This is a genomic window from Verrucomicrobiia bacterium (genome assembly GCA_023953615.1).
Classification (GTDB): domain Bacteria; phylum Verrucomicrobiota; class Verrucomicrobiia; order Limisphaerales; family JADLHS01; genus JADLHS01.
Window position 1 is genome coordinate 2,336,764 of sequence record JAMLJH010000001.1, and the last position, 14,279, is coordinate 2,351,042.

Here is a 14,279-nt window from a genome sequence, read left to right on the forward strand (position 1 = left end):
CATGAGTTATGCATATCATTACGCGCAAACGGTTGAACGAATTTGCAAAGCTGCATCCGGCCGTGGCGAGCGGCTTGATTCATTGGTATCAAGCGTTAAAGAAGAACAATCCGGCCAACTTCGCCGAGCTGCGGCGTGTGTTTCCACACGCGGATCAAGTAGGCGGGCTGACCGTGTTCAACATTGGCGGCAACAAGGCTCGTTTGGTGGCGGCGCTTCATTACAATCGCCGCAAGGTGTATATTCGGGCCGTGCTCACACATGCCGATTACGACAGCGGTAAATGGAAAGAGAGCTAACGATGTCAAACGCACAAATCAAAAGAGCATTCCAAGCTTGGCCGCAAGTTGAGCCTACCTTGCGGGTGCCGCACAACGAGCGCGAATACCGTCAGCTTGTAAAATTGCTCGACCACTTGGTGGATGAGGTGGGCGAGAATGAAGAGCATCCGCTGGCTTCGTTAATGGAAGTTCTTGGTGTGCTTATCGAAAAATACGAAGATGATGCCGTTGCAGAACTGGTGTAAATCCGGGTTTATGAATTTGCGAATTACAGCTAGCCAGTATGCATTGCCGAACTGTAGGAATATAAACTTCGGCGGCCATATCGCTCTTCAAACGAGAAATTATTTGGTGGCTTACCGCAAACCGAAATGGGCAACGTGGTCAAAGACAATCTGGGAAGCATCGGGTAACTAAATGAAGTTGTTCTTCCTCGCTTTAATTATTTTGGAGTTATGTTTGCTCATGATAGCGATTTCGCGCGTTTCACCTTTTATAGATTTGAATCCGACGGTACGGGCCTACGATGCCTGGCAGAAGAATCCGACGACAGAAAATGAGGCCCGGTGGTTGCGCGAAAAAGCGAGTCTCCAACGAAAGCAATTGTTTGAAAATATCTGTATCTACACCTTTTTGGCGGTTAATTCGGCAGGCCTGATTGCGTTACTCCGAAAGTTTGGAAAACAGAAAAAGCTCCATGTCTGACGTTCAAGAAATCACGATTCGCGACACTGCGGCGCAGGCGCAGGTTGCACCGGCATTGCCGCTCGCCGAAGAGCTGCAAGATTTGCAGGGCGAAAAAATGGTCCTCAACATGGGACCGTCTCACCCGTCCACGCACGGCGTTCTGCGCATCGTGTTGGAGTTGGATGGCGAGGCGATTCTCAAGGCGACGCCCGACATCGGTTATTTGCATCGTGGCGACGAAAAAATCGCTGAGAACATGACTTATACCCAGTTCATTCCGTACACGGATCGGCTGGACTATCTGGCGCCTTTGGCCAACAACGTCGCCTATGCGCTCGCGGTGGAAAAATTGCTCGGCATCCACGAAAAACTGCCGCCGCGTTGCCAATATATCCGCGTTATTTGCGCGGAACTGGCGCGTATTTCGTCACACTTGATCGGACTGGGCGCGTTTTCAATGGACGTGGGCGCGATGACCGTTTTCCTGCTGACGTTCACCGAGCGCGAAAAGATTTACAACCTTTGCGAGGCGCTCACCGGAGCGCGATTCACCACCACCTACACGCGGATCGGCGGGGTTTCCCGGGATACGCCGCCCGGTTGGTGCGCTGCCGTGCGCCAATTCGTCAAGGAAGTGATCGTCAACATTGACGAGGTGGAACTGCTGCTGACCCGGAACAAAATCTGGGTGGACCGCACCCGGGACATCGGCGTGATCTCTCAGGCGGATGCGATTGATTATGGCTTGAGCGGACCGAACCTGCGCGGCAGCGGAGTGAACCGCGATCTGCGCAAGGATCATCCGTATCTGTGCTACCGGGATTTGGAATTTGAAGTGCCGGTGGGCGAAGTGGGCGATTGCTACGATCGCTACCTGTGCCGCATCGAGGAAATGCGCCAGAGCGTGCGGATCATTCATCAGTGCCTCGATAAAATTCCGGGCGGTTTCGAGAACGAGTCAAAGGAGCCGGTCAATGTGGCCGATGGCAAAATCATTCTGCCGCCGAAGCAGAAGGTGCTGACGCGCATGGAGGAGTTGATCCATCAATTCATGCTGGTGACCGAAGGCGTGAATTGTCCGCCGGGCGAGATTTATTTCGGCCACGAAAATCCGAAAGGCGAATTGGGTTTTTACATTTACAGTCGGGGCGGCGGCACTCCATATCGGATGAAAATTCGCAGCCCCAGCTTTGTGAATCTGAGTATTTTGTCGCACCTACTGCCGGGCCACATGGTGGGCGACACCGTTTCCATTCTTGGCTCGCTGGATTTTGTGATGGGGGAATGTGACCGATGAAACCCAACTCTCAACGTGAGATTATTCGCCGCGAGCCAACCATGAGTTTGTCATGAAAGCCACTGCTTTAACCCCCATTCCAAATCTGCTGCGACCGCAAGGGAACTTTGCGATGACCCCGGCATTGGAGGCGGAGATTGACGAGGTCATTTCGCACTACCCGGTCAAGCGCAGTGCGTCGCTCATGCTGCTGCACGCGATGCAGGAGCACTTCGGCTGGATTTCACAGGAGGCCGTCGAATGGATTGCGCGCAAACTGGGATTGCCGCCGATCAACATTTACGAACTGCTGACGTTTTATCCGATGTTTCGGTTGCAGCCGGCCGGGAAATATCAGATCAAGGTCTGTCGCACGTTGAGCTGCGCGCTCGGCGGCTCGCACAAGCTCTACGAACATTTTTGCACGAAGCTCGGTCTCGACCCGCACGCGCACGGTTTGCAGACGTCGAAGGACGGCAAGTTCTCGGTCGAGTTCGTGGAATGTCTCGCCGGTTGCGGCAGCGCGCCGGTGATAATGTGCAACGAGGATTTTTACGAAGGCGTCAGCGCAGCGAAGGCTGACGAGATTGTGGCAAAGTGCCATTGATGTGATGAAGAACAACCCGCTACCACGCCTAGATGCGAGCGAAGAGCTTCGGCAAAGAATTTTGCCGCTCTGCCGCCTGCATCCGGGCGAAACGTGGGTTGATCCGAAATGTCAACACAAGGTCGCTTGCGTTGATGCGTCTGATGCGGGCGCGGTTTTGGAATTGATGGATGGCAATAAGGCAGATTTGGCCATCCACGATCCGCCTTACAATCTGGTGGCATTCGACGAGCGCGAGCTTGGGGAATACATCCGCTGGTGCAGGCAATGGGTGAATAACAGCACAGCAATCCTAAAGTCCGACAGTTCGTTCTATGTTTGGCTTGGTGCGGATCAGCGCAATGGATTTCAACCTTTGCCAGACTTCATGATCATGATGCGCGAGACCGCATTGCGTCCGCGTAGTTTTATCACGATGCGCAATCAACGCGGCTATGGCACGCAGAAGAACTGGATGGCTGTGCGGCAGGAGCTTCTTTATTACATCAAGGGCGAACCGGATTTCAATGTTGAAGCCGAATACACGGACATCCCCAAGATTCTTCGCGGCTATTACAAGGAAGTGAACGGCAAAGTCACGGAGAACGGCGAGCGCAGCAAATCAGAAAACATCCGAGCCGGGAATGTCTGGGTGGACATCCAACAGGTTTTTTACCGGATGGATGAAAATGTTTCCGGGTGTTACGCGCAGAAGCCGTTGAAGTGTATTGAGCGCATTGTGAAGGCGAGTTCACCGATAGCTGGGTTGGTTGTGGATTTCTTCGCGCATTCCGGCACGACGTTGCTCGCTGCAGAAACAAACCAACGCCGTTGTTTCACAGCGGATATTGATCCTGTGTTTTGTGAAATTGCCATCCGCCGCTTGGAACATTTCCGAACAACTGGACGATTGGGTTGGCAAAACGGGCATCCTTTTGAAAAGGAACTTCCCGAGTTCGAATCCGAAACCGCTGGCGAGCCAGCCGGAGCACAAATCGAAGCGCAGCTTCAAGGCACGATGTTTTGACAATGGAAAAACTCCAAGCACAACTCGACGAACTGCTCTCTCGCCTTAAAGATAAGGCGGAGGTGAAGGCTTGTTTGGAGTCGCTGGTTTCAGTTTATCCATTTAACGAGTTTGAATACATCATCTCGACTTTGCTCGGTGCGGATGCGCTTTCGCTTGACGGCTATTACGAGCTTCGCGAGGAATACATCGCGCGGAATCTTTACCTCTACATTTTTGAGATCAGTGCGCCGCGAGGTTTTGGCGAAACTTGGGCGCAAGGTCATTTGAAGGAACTCTTACCGGATTTGGTGAAACCGACCAAGAAGCTCGACCGAAACTATTCCGGTCAATATGACTTTCTTTTGGACGGCAATATCAGAATCGAAGTCAAAGCGTCACGGGCGGTGGATTTCGACAGCGATGAGCCGCTTTATGTCAAGGCATTGGCGGCAGGTTCACAGCGCCGATTCGACATGAACTTTCAGCAAATCAAGCCCGGCTGTTGTGATGTCTTTGTGTGGGTTGGTGTCTGGCGGGACGTGATCCGCTATTGGGTCTTGTCCTCGAAAGAACTGGAGGCCAACAGATATTACTCACCCGGACAACATCGCGGAAACGTCGGCGAAGGCCAGCTTCACCTCAAACACGACAACGTAGCTGAGTTTTCAAAGTATGAATCCCGCTCCAATGAACTGGCATCGGCAATTCGGAACGCAAACAAAAGGCAGACTGCCAAATGAACCTCGTGGAAATCAAATTTGGTGAAAGATGGTTGCCCGACATGGATTTGAACCATGACAAACAGATTCAGAGTCTGTTGTGCTACCGTTACACCATCGGGCAAGCCGGAGCGTCCGACAGACTAAACGCTTCACCGGCCCAGTCAAGCCGCCGCGCCAGATTGTTCCGGGTGGCCCGGTGCGCGGTTGGCGCGACCCGGGCGATTTGCCGTCCATTGAATCACCGAGCTTTTGCTCTTCAGGGAGCTTTGAACTGAGATGCCGCAAGAATACCGACTGATCCTCAAACACGCTGATGAGCCGGGTTACACGCCCGACATCGAATGTTATCTGCGGCACGGCGGCTACGCATCGCTCCAGAAGGCGCTGGCCATCAAACCGCTCGATTTACCCGACGGCAAAAAGAAATCGCCGCAGGAACAAATTCGCGACGACGTAAAACAGGCCGGATTGCGCGGTCGCGGCGGCGCGGGTTTCTCGTGCGGATTGAAATGGAGTTTCGTGGACCGCCGGAGTGGCAAGCCGATTTATCTCATCTGCAACGCGGACGAATCCGAGCCGGGCACGTTCAAAGACCGCCAGATCATCCACAAGGACCCGCACCAATTGATCGAGGGCATGATCATCTCGTGCTTCGCGAACGATGTGCATCTGGCGTACATCTACATTCGCGGGGAAATGCCGCAAGGCGCAAAACTGTTGAACGCGGCGTTGCGGGAAGCGCGGGCGAAAGGTTTCCTCGGCAAGAACATTCTCGGCAGCGGTTACGATCTGGAAATTCATGTGCATCGCGGCGCGGGCGCTTACATCTGCGGCGAGGAAACCGGTCTGATTGAATCGCTCGAAGGCAAACGCGCCTACCCGCGCATCAAGCCTCCTTACTTCCCGGCGGTGCTCGGGCTTTACATGTGCCCGACCATCGTCAACAACGTCGAGACGCTCTGCAACGTGAAGCACATCGTGGCGATGGGCGCGGCGGAGTACGCGAAACTCGGCACGCCGAACAATACCGGCACGCGCATCGTGAGCTTGAGCGGCCACGTTAAACGCCCCGGCTATTTCGAAATTGAAGTGGGCAAGGTGACGCTGGGCGAGTTGATCAATGATCCGAACTTCGGCGGCGGTCTGCGTGAGGGACGAAAATTAAAGGCGATCATCCCGGGTGGTTCGTCCTCGAAAGTGCTGAAGGCGGGCGAGAAGTTCAAGTTGAAGCGCAAGGTGGACGGCAAGGACGTGGAACAGGAAGTGGATTTGTTGGATCTGCCTTATGATTTTGATTCGCTGCTGCAGGCGGGCACGATGTCCGGGTCGAGCGCCATCATCGTCATGGATGACAGCACGGACATCGTGGAAGTGCTGGCCAACATCAGCAAATTCTACGCGCACGAAAGCTGCGGCCAATGCACGCCGTGCCGGGAAGGTTCGCTCTGGATGAGCAAGGCGCTGTATCGTCTGACGCACGGTCAGGGGCGGGCGCAGGATGCGGATTATCTGGTGAAAATCGCCAATAACATTCCCGGTGGCCGCACCATCTGCGCGTTTGGCGAAGCGTGTTCGTGGCCGGTGCAAAGTTTCGTGGCAAAGTTCCGGGATGAATTTATCGCCAAAGGCGCGGCGGATGAAAAACGACGCGCTCAAGAAAAAGCCGATTCAACGAAAGATTTGGTCACTGTCACGTCCGAGTAAAATGAAACGCAGAGACGCCGAGACGCAGAGTTTTAGAGCCATCACCGAACAAGTGATTGGGGCTTGTATTGAAATTCACAAACATCTCGGCCCCGGTCTGCTCGAATCGGCTTACGAAGAATGCCTGTGCTATGAATTGTCAGCGCTAGGGATCAACTTTGAACGACAAAAAACGCTGCCGGTAAAATACAAGACGGTCAGTTTGGATTGCGGCTACCGCCTTGATCTGGTCGTCGAAAATAAAATCATTTTGGAGTTGAAGACCGTAGAGAATCTGCTGCCGATCCACGAAGCACAGTTGTTGACCTATTTGAAGTTATCCGGATTGACGCTGGGTCTATTGATTAATTTCAACGTCCCGGTTTTGAAGAACGGAATTAAACGAATCGTGAACAACTTCATTGATTTCTCTGCGTCTCCGCGTCTCTGCGGTGAAAGGAAGGAGTTTCTCCCGTGAGCACACCGGATACCACCCAGCCCGCGCCGCCGCCGATCGAAAAGATCAAGATCAAGATTGACGGGCGCGAAGTCGAAGTGCCGAAGCTCTCGCCGGATTGGCAGGGCAAACCGGCGCCCACCACCATGTTGCAGGCGTGCAAAATGGTGCGCAATGACATCCCGCACTATTGCTGGCATCCCAAGCTGCCCATCGCCGGGAATTGCCGCATGTGCCTCGTCGAGTTTGGCACCCCGGCGCTCGGGCCGGATCGCAAACCCTTGCTGAACCCCGATGGCACGCCGGTGATCCGCAAGTCGCCGCGTCCGGCCATCGCCTGCGCCACGCCGATTTCGCCCGGCATGGAAATTTATACACAGACTCCCGGCGTGAAACAGATGCGCGAGGGCGTGCTGGAATTTCTGCTCATTAATCATCCGCTCGATTGTCCGATTTGCGACAAGGCGGGCGAATGTAAGTTGCAGGAGTATTCGCTGGATTACGGTGAAAGCGCCAGCCGCCTGGTCGAGCCGAAGGTACACAAGCCCAAGGCCGAGGACCTCGGGCCGCGCATTGTGCTGGATGCCGAGCGTTGCATCATGTGTTCGCGCTGCATCCGGTTCACTCGCGATGTGGCCGGCGACGACGCGTTGAGCTTTGTGAATCGCGGCAGCTACAGCACGTTGACCGCGTATCCCGGCAAACCGTTCGACAACAATTACACGCTGAACACGGTGGACATTTGTCCCGTCGGCGCGCTCACCTCCAAGGATTTCCGCTTCCAAATGCGCACCTGGTTTCTCAAGGAAACCAAAAGCATTTGCACGAGTTGCGCCACGGGTTGCAACATCCTCATCGGTTCGCGGGAAGGGAAAATCCATCGCTACACCCCGCGCGAAAATGACGGCGTGAACGGCCCGTGGATGTGTGATGCCGGACGGTTGAATTACAAATGGATTCATCGCGAAGACCGGTTGAAGGACGTGCTGGTGCGCGGCGAGAAATCCACCTGGACCACCGCGCTTAGTGAAATTGCCGAGAAGCTGAAACAAGCGCCGGCCGGATCGGTGGCCATCATCGCCTCGGCCCGGCAAACCAACGAAGAGCTGTGGCTGTTGAGCAAGCTCAAGGCGAAGCTCGGCGCAATCAGCGATTCCATTCCGCGCATCGGCAAAGGGGATCATTTGCTTTTGGATGCGGACAAAAATCCGAACACCAACGGCGCCCGGCTCACGGGCATCAGTTTCACGGAAATGGGCATCAACCTCGCGAAGATGGCCGAGGGCATTGCCAGCGGCGCAATTAAGACCCTGATCGTGTTCGGGGAGGATTTGTTGATGCACTCGGTCGAGAGTGACCAACTGGGCGCGAAAGAACTCACCAGCGAAGTGGTGCAGGAACACGGCATTACCGCGGAGCTGCTCGGCAAGTTGGAGACGTTGATCGTCAGTGACATTTTACCGAACGCAACGGCGAAGTACGCGCATTACGTTTTGCCCGGTTGCGCTCACGCCGAGAAACGGGGTTCGTTCACGAATCGCGAAGGTCGGGTGCAGCGTTTCATGCAGGCGATCCAGCCGCCGGGCGATGCGCGCGCCGAATGGGATTTTTTACACGATGTGGTTTACAACGTCACCGGCCGCAGCGGTTTTCAAACCATCGAGGGGCTGTTCAACGAGATGGCGAAGGATGTTCCCGCGTTCAACAGTTTGACCTGGGCGGGGCTGGGGGATATCGGCGTAACGGTGAAGATTTGAAAAATGGCAACGCGCATCCATCCTCACGCACAGCAACGTCTGGCTGAACGTGGAGCGACCGAAGCGGAAGTCCTGGCGACGGTGCCGGACGGCGGTTCGTTCCCTGCGAAGATGGGACGAACGGGATTTCGTCGTAACTTCCCATTTGGAGGGAAGTGGTGGGGAAAATATTATGCGAATAAACAGGTGATTGCCTACGCGGTGCGTGAGCAGCGCGACTGGTTGGTCATCACGGTCATAACAAAGTTTTTTTGAAATGAAACTAACGTACGATCCTCGGTATAACATCGCTTATATCCGCCTGTTGAAGAAAAAGGCGCAGGTGGAAACCATCCAGGTCAGCGATGAGTTGAATATCGATATTGCACCTGATGGTCGCGTCTATGGCATTGAGCTTCTGAACGCCAACAAACAATTGCGCTCTCAAGACGGCGGACGACTGGTCGTGCGCAACGAAGCGGCGGGCGAAGAAATCGAATTGCCGTTGGCGAAACAGTGAATCAATGAGTGCCTGGTTTAACAGTTTGGATGCCACGACCCAAATGGTGCTGTTCACAGCGCTGAAGGCGATCGTAAGTTTTGCCATCTTGATGACGATGGTGGCCTACACGGTGTTGCTGGAGCGGCGCCTGTGCGCCTGGGTGCAGGATCGGCTGGGGCCAAACCGGGTCGGCCCGTTCGGGCTGTTGCAACCCGCTGCCGATGGCATCAAGGCGTTCTTCAAGGAGGAATTCACCCCCGCGCACGTGCGCAAGGTGCTTTTCGTGCTGGCGCCGATGATTGCGCTCGCGCCGGCGATTTTGAATCTCGCCATCATTCCGTTCGGTTCGACGCTGGGGCGGCAACCCATGGTGTTGGCCGATCTCAACATCGGTATTCTCTACACGTTCGGCATTGTGTCGCTCGGCGTTTACAGCCTGGTGCTGGCCGGTTACGCGAGCAATTCCAAGTTCCCGTTCCTGGGGGGCATTCGCTCCAGCGCGCAACTCATCTCTTACGAGATTGCGATGGGTATGAGCGTGATTCCGGTCTTTCTTTACGTGGGCGATTTGAACCTCAGTGCCATCATCGCCGCGCAAACTGGAACGCAACTCGGTTTCCTCCCCAACTGGTTGGTGATCCAGAATCCGATGACTTTTCTGGCTTTCTGTCTGTTTCTGATCGCGTCGTTCGCGGAAACCAACCGCACGCCCTTCGATCTGCCCGAGGCCGAACAGGAGCTGGCCGGCGGTTACAACATCGAATACAGCTCGATCAAATTTGCGATGTTTTTCATGGGCGAATACGCGAACATGATTCTGGCCTCGGCCATGATGGTGACGCTGTTTTTCGGCGGCTGGACGTTGCCGTGGTTCGGGCTGGATCAACCGGCGTCCACGTTGCCGGGCGGCGTGTTGCACATCGTGATTTTCCTGGCCAAAGTTTTCGCCTTCCTGGTGCTCTTCGTTTGGGTGCGCTGGATGTGGCCGCGTTTTCGTTACGATCAATTGATGGATCTCGGCTGGCGCCGGATGATTCCGGTGGCCTTAGTCAACATCGTGGTCACGGCCATCTGGTTGTGGTGGAGGAGCCTAAAATGAGAGCGAAGGTAACAACTCAAACGCGCGTTAACCGTCGGGTGTTTGGCTTTGGCCTAACGCAGGCTGGAACGCCGTTTCTCTCATTAGCACCCAGCTTCAGCTGGGTGTTAACGATTCGAAATAACGCAAAAACCGTTTTAACGGTTTTTCAGATCGGGAGTAGAGCCGAATATTGCCCATGACCAACCTATGCCACTCCATTCCTATACGCGTTGTTGGTTGCACATGGTTTGGGCAACAATCGAGCGGCGTCCGCTTTTGCCAAAACCGGCGGCAGCAAGGTTGTCAGCGCATTTGCACGAGCATGCCCACAAGAAAGGCATCTACATGAAGATCAACTTTGTCAATGCTGACCACACCCACGTGCTGGTGGACTTGCCCGTCGGCAAGGCGATTGATGAAGTAGTGCAATTGCTAAAAGGTGAATCATCGCACTGGGTGAACGAAAGCAACCTGATTGCAGGCAAGTTCGGGTGGCAACGCGGTTATGGCGCTTTTTCCGTTTCCCATTCCGGGGTGAACGAGGTGTGCGCTTATATCGCCCGACAGGAAGAGCATCACCGGAAAAAGACTTTCTCCGAAGAATTAAGGCAATTTGTCGAACGCTATGGATTAGCATGGCAAGAGGAGGAAAACCGTTGAAACGGTTTTCCCAACTGGGCCTCGAACCCACCCGGCTGAAGCCGGGTGCTATTGAGATTTGAAATGATCATTAAACGCAAACCTTTAAGTCTCTGGGAACGGTTGTACCTGCCGGCCATCATTGGCGGCTTCAAAGTCACGCTGCGTCACTTCTTCAAGAAAAAGGTGACCATGCAATATCCCGAGGAAAAATGGGTGGTGCCCGCCGGGTACCGGGGCGCGCCGTATCTGGTGCGCGATCAGGAAGGCAACACCAAGTGCGTGAGCTGCCAGCTTTGCGAATTTGTCTGTCCGCCCAAGGCCATCAAAATCACGCCGCCCGGTCCGGCGGGAGAACTGGCGGATCGTCCGAACGCGGAGAAAATGCCGAAGGAATTCGAGATCAACATGCTGCGCTGTATCTTCTGTGGTTTCTGCCAGGAAGTCTGTCCGGAGGAAGCCATCTTTCTGCAAAAGGATTATTCCCTGACCGGCACGAACCGGAAGGAAATGATTTACAACAAGGAAAAACTCCTCGACTTGGGCGGCACCCACGCAGGCGTCCAGAAATGGAAACACAAACTGGAAGAAGCCAAGGCGCAGGAAGATTTTCCGGTAAAAGTTTGAAAACACATGGCCATCCCTGATTTCTTATTCTATCTCTTCGCGGCGGCTACGCTGATCTTCGGCGCACTGGTCATCGCGAATCCGTTCAGCCGTAATCCGGTCACGAGCGCGATGTTTCTGGTGCTGACGATTGTCTCGCTCGCCGGATTGTTCGTCTTGTTGCGGGCCTTCTTCCTTGCGGCGGTGCAGGTGATTGTTTATGCGGGCGCGGTCATGGTGTTGTTTCTCTTTGTCATCATGCTGCTGGATTTGAAGGAAGAGGAACGCCGCCGAGTCAAGCTGGCCGGGTTGGTGGCGGGCGTGGTTTCCGTGGGCGCCATTGTGGCTTTGTTCGTGCGCTCGCTGCTCGCGTCGTCGCCGGGCCAGGATTTGCCCGCCCCGACCGCCGTTGGCGACACCGCCGCGCTGGGCAAACTGTTGTTCACCAATTACCTGTTGCCGTTCGAGATCGTTTCCATCCTGCTCCTGGTGGCCATGGTGGGGGTGATTCTCCTGAGTAAAAAAGATTTGAAATAAAATGCGTTACAGCGTTACCGAGTTAAACGGTTACAGCGGCCAAACGCCGCTGCGTCAGTCTCGTTTTAACGATTCAACGTTTTAACGATGTAACGATTCGAAGAAATGAACGTAGGACTGGAACATTATCTGGTGGTGAGCGCGCTGTTGTTCGCGCTGGGGCTGCTCGGCGTGATCACGCGCCGCAATCTGCTCGTGATGTACATGTCGCTGGAGTTGATGCTCAATGCGGCGAATCTGGCGTTGGTTTCCTTTTCCCGGTTCAACGACAATCTCGACGGGCAGATGGTGGTGTTTTTTGTAATCACCGTTGCCGCGGCCGAAGTGGCGGTGGGGTTGGCCCTGATTGTGGCGCTCTATCGCAAGCGCCGCTCCGCGCATGTGGAGGATTTGACGAGCCTGAGAAATTAAGGCAACCACCAATGGACACGAATAAACACGAATCTGTTAAGACGTTAAAACGTTGCCCCGTTAAATCGGGCGATTCGTCCGGCGTGAAGTTCGTGGCAACGATGCAGTATTTTAACCTTGTAACGCTTTAGCGAATGATCTTGGACCAGTTACCTTGGATAATCCTGTTCCTGCCGCTGGTGGCGACCGGATTGATTACGTTGTTTACGCAACGCAACCGGGCCGTCAGCGCCACGCTGTCCATCGGCGCCATTTGCGCGAGTTTCGTCCTCACGCTCACGCTCATTAAGTTAGGCGGTTGGGAAACGCGCGAGGTCGCCGTCAATTGGCTGGCCATCGGCGACTTCAACGTGAGCTTCGGTCTCAAGCTCGACGCGCTGAGTTTGATGATGCTGCTCATCGTCACCGGCGTGGGCAGCATCATTCATATCTTCTCGTACGGCTACATGCGGGACGATCCCGGTTTCTCGCGTTTCTTCGCGTGCATGAGCCTGTTCACGTTCTCGATGCTCGGCATCGTGCTCGCCACCGATTTCCTGCAATTGTTCATCGCCTGGGAACTGGTCGGCCTGTCGAGCTACCTGCTCATCGGATTTTGGTTTGAAAAGCCCAGCGCCGCCGATGCCGCGAAAAAAGCGTTCATCACAAACCGACTGGGCGACTTTGGGTTCATCTTGGGAATCTTAACTTTCTGGGCGCTGGCAGGCTCGCTTGGATTCGACGCTATTAAAGCTTGGATGGAAAAAGGAATCGATCCCGGCACGAAAGACATATTGGTCGTTCATTTAGGGTTGGGCTTCGCCGGCCTTCTGATCTTCTGCGGCGCGGTTGGCAAGTCCGCGCAATTCCCGCTGCACGTCTGGTTGCCCGACGCGATGGAAGGTCCAACGCCCGTCAGCGCGCTCATCCACGCTGCCACGATGGTTGCCGCTGGCGTTTACATGCTCTGTCGCGTGTTTTTCATCTTCACGCCGGATGCCCTCACCGTCATTGCCTGGATCGGCGGATTTACCGCATTGCTCGCCGCGCTGATTGCCGTGCAGCAAAACGACATCAAACGCATCCTCGCCTACTCGACGCTCTCACAACTCGGCTACATGGTGATGGCGGTGGGTTTGGGCGGACCGACCTCGGCAATGTTTCATCTCACCACGCACGCGTTTTTCAAAGCCCTGCTGTTCCTCGGCGCGGGTTCAGTGATCATCGCGCTGCATCACGAACAGGACATTTGGAAGATGGGCGGACTGCGCAAGAAAATGCCGGTGACGTTCTGGACGTTTCTGGTGGCCACCCTGGCGCTCTGCGGCGTGCCGCCGTTCAGCGGCTTTTACTCCAAAGACGCCATCCTCGCTCAGGCCTGGCAGAGTGCATCGGAGCATCCGTTTAGTGGTTACGCGCTGTTTGGCATCGGCACTCTCGTCGCGGTGCTGACCACGTTCTACATGTTCCGCCTGCTCTACGTGGCGTTCCTTGGCGAAGCCAAAGTGCCCGAGGCTGAACATGCGCATGAATCGCCCGGGGTAATGATCTGGCCGCTGCGCATTTTGGGGGTTGCGAGCATCGTCGGTGGCTTGATTGGCATCAGCCAATTATTCGATTCGCAATTTGACAATGTTGCGGCCGGTGAGGCCGATTCCACGGGTTGGTTCACGCAAATCATCGCGCCATTTTTACATGCGCCGGTGGCGGCGTTCAGTGGTTTGATTGCCGTGGCCATTGGTTTTCTTGCCGCCCGCGCGCTTTACGCCCAAGCCCAGAGCGATCCGCTGCCCGCCAAGCTCGGCGCGCTGTCCCGGGCGATGGCGAACCGCTTTTACTTCGACGAAATTTATGAAGCCACGGTCATCCGGCTGCACGATACGATTGCGGCAATTGCCGCTTGGATGGACCGCTGGATTGTTGAGGGCTTTTGCATTGGCTTTGTGCGCGGCGGAACGGATTTGGCCGGCCGCGCCTTGACCCAGTTCCAAACCGGCAATCTCCGGACCTACGCCTTCCTGTTCGCGGTTGGGGTGGCGGTGGTGCTGTGGTTCGTGCTTGGGAAGTAAGATGACAACGCTAACTCT

Annotated in this window: 18 protein-coding genes and 1 tRNA gene; 18 read left to right on the forward strand and 1 reads right to left on the reverse strand. The window is 55.0% G+C overall.

Annotated features, from left to right (window positions below; genetic code table 11):
* Positions 1–8: 8 nt before the first annotated feature.
* The 7 genes from M9920_09760 to M9920_09790 all read left to right on the forward strand — a co-directional run bounded on the left by M9920_09760 (position 9) and on the right by M9920_09790 (position 4,579).
* Complete coding sequence (locus M9920_09760) at positions 9–299, forward strand: type II toxin-antitoxin system HigB family toxin (protein ID MCO5052578.1); 291 nt, start codon at positions 9–11, stop codon at positions 297–299.
* Positions 300–301: 2 nt separating this feature from the next.
* Positions 302–526, forward strand: coding sequence for a hypothetical protein (locus tag M9920_09765; GenBank protein MCO5052579.1), 225 nt, complete (start codon positions 302–304; stop codon positions 524–526).
* A 172-nt stretch (positions 527–698) separates the two neighbouring features.
* Positions 699–986 carry a hypothetical protein gene (locus M9920_09770; protein ID MCO5052580.1) on the forward strand — a complete coding sequence of 96 codons (288 nt, stop codon included), beginning with the start codon at positions 699–701 and terminating at the stop codon, positions 984–986.
* Entirely contained in the window at positions 979–2,265 is a 1,287-nt protein-coding gene (gene nuoD, locus M9920_09775; protein MCO5052581.1) for an NADH dehydrogenase (quinone) subunit D, read from the forward strand. Before M9920_09770 ends, nuoD begins: the two co-directional genes overlap by 8 nt.
* A 52-nt stretch (positions 2,266–2,317) precedes the next feature.
* Positions 2,318–2,851: an NADH-quinone oxidoreductase subunit NuoE gene (nuoE, locus tag M9920_09780; protein MCO5052582.1), complete on the forward strand. Its 534-nt coding sequence runs from the start codon at positions 2,318–2,320 to the stop codon at positions 2,849–2,851.
* Positions 2,852–2,912: 61 nt separating this feature from the next.
* Positions 2,913–3,857, forward strand: coding sequence for a site-specific DNA-methyltransferase (locus tag M9920_09785; protein MCO5052583.1), 945 nt, complete (start codon positions 2,913–2,915; stop codon positions 3,855–3,857).
* Entirely contained in the window at positions 3,854–4,579 is a 726-nt protein-coding gene (locus M9920_09790) for a hypothetical protein (GenBank protein ID MCO5052584.1), read from the forward strand. Before M9920_09785 ends, M9920_09790 begins: the two co-directional genes overlap by 4 nt.
* 29 nt (positions 4,580–4,608) lie before the next feature.
* Here M9920_09790 and M9920_09795 read toward each other — a convergent pair.
* Positions 4,609–4,682, reverse strand: a tRNA-Gln gene (locus M9920_09795).
* A 155-nt stretch (positions 4,683–4,837) separates the two neighbouring features.
* Here M9920_09795 and nuoF point away from each other — a divergent pair.
* From nuoF to nuoL, 11 genes are all read left to right on the forward strand, one after another.
* A complete protein-coding gene (gene nuoF / locus M9920_09800; GenBank protein MCO5052585.1) occupies positions 4,838–6,265 on the forward strand; it encodes an NADH-quinone oxidoreductase subunit NuoF in 1,428 nt (475 codons plus the stop codon).
* A gap of 1 nt (position 6,266) precedes the next feature.
* Positions 6,267–6,722, forward strand: a complete 456-nt coding sequence (locus M9920_09805; protein MCO5052586.1) for a GxxExxY protein — start codon at positions 6,267–6,269, stop codon at positions 6,720–6,722.
* On the forward strand, positions 6,719–8,458 hold the full coding sequence (locus M9920_09810) for a molybdopterin-dependent oxidoreductase (GenBank protein MCO5052587.1): 1,740 nt from the start codon (positions 6,719–6,721) through the stop codon (positions 8,456–8,458). Before M9920_09805 ends, M9920_09810 begins: the two co-directional genes overlap by 4 nt.
* Before the next feature lie 3 nt (positions 8,459–8,461).
* A complete protein-coding gene (locus M9920_09815) occupies positions 8,462–8,713 on the forward strand; it encodes a DUF4258 domain-containing protein (protein ID MCO5052588.1) in 252 nt (83 codons plus the stop codon).
* 1 nt (position 8,714) lies between these two features.
* Positions 8,715–8,957 (forward strand): DUF2283 domain-containing protein, encoded by a 243-nt coding sequence (locus M9920_09820; GenBank protein ID MCO5052589.1) that lies wholly within the window; start codon positions 8,715–8,717, stop codon positions 8,955–8,957.
* A 4-nt stretch (positions 8,958–8,961) separates the two neighbouring features.
* Positions 8,962–10,038 (forward strand): NADH-quinone oxidoreductase subunit NuoH, encoded by a 1,077-nt coding sequence (nuoH, locus tag M9920_09825; GenBank protein ID MCO5052590.1) that lies wholly within the window; start codon positions 8,962–8,964, stop codon positions 10,036–10,038.
* A gap of 225 nt (positions 10,039–10,263) precedes the next feature.
* Positions 10,264–10,680, forward strand: coding sequence for a transposase (locus M9920_09830; protein MCO5052591.1), 417 nt, complete (start codon positions 10,264–10,266; stop codon positions 10,678–10,680).
* 63 nt (positions 10,681–10,743) lie between these two features.
* A complete protein-coding gene (locus tag M9920_09835) occupies positions 10,744–11,286 on the forward strand; it encodes an NADH-quinone oxidoreductase subunit I (GenBank protein MCO5052592.1) in 543 nt (180 codons plus the stop codon).
* 6 nt (positions 11,287–11,292) lie between these two features.
* Positions 11,293–11,802, forward strand: coding sequence for an NADH-quinone oxidoreductase subunit J (locus tag M9920_09840; GenBank protein ID MCO5052593.1), 510 nt, complete (start codon positions 11,293–11,295; stop codon positions 11,800–11,802).
* Between the two features lie 105 nt (positions 11,803–11,907).
* On the forward strand, positions 11,908–12,213 hold the full coding sequence (nuoK, locus tag M9920_09845; GenBank protein ID MCO5052594.1) for an NADH-quinone oxidoreductase subunit NuoK: 306 nt from the start codon (positions 11,908–11,910) through the stop codon (positions 12,211–12,213).
* 140 nt (positions 12,214–12,353) lie between these two features.
* Positions 12,354–14,261 carry an NADH-quinone oxidoreductase subunit L gene (nuoL, locus tag M9920_09850; GenBank protein MCO5052595.1) on the forward strand — a complete coding sequence of 636 codons (1,908 nt, stop codon included), beginning with the start codon at positions 12,354–12,356 and terminating at the stop codon, positions 14,259–14,261.
* The last annotated feature ends 18 nt before the right edge of the window (positions 14,262–14,279 follow it).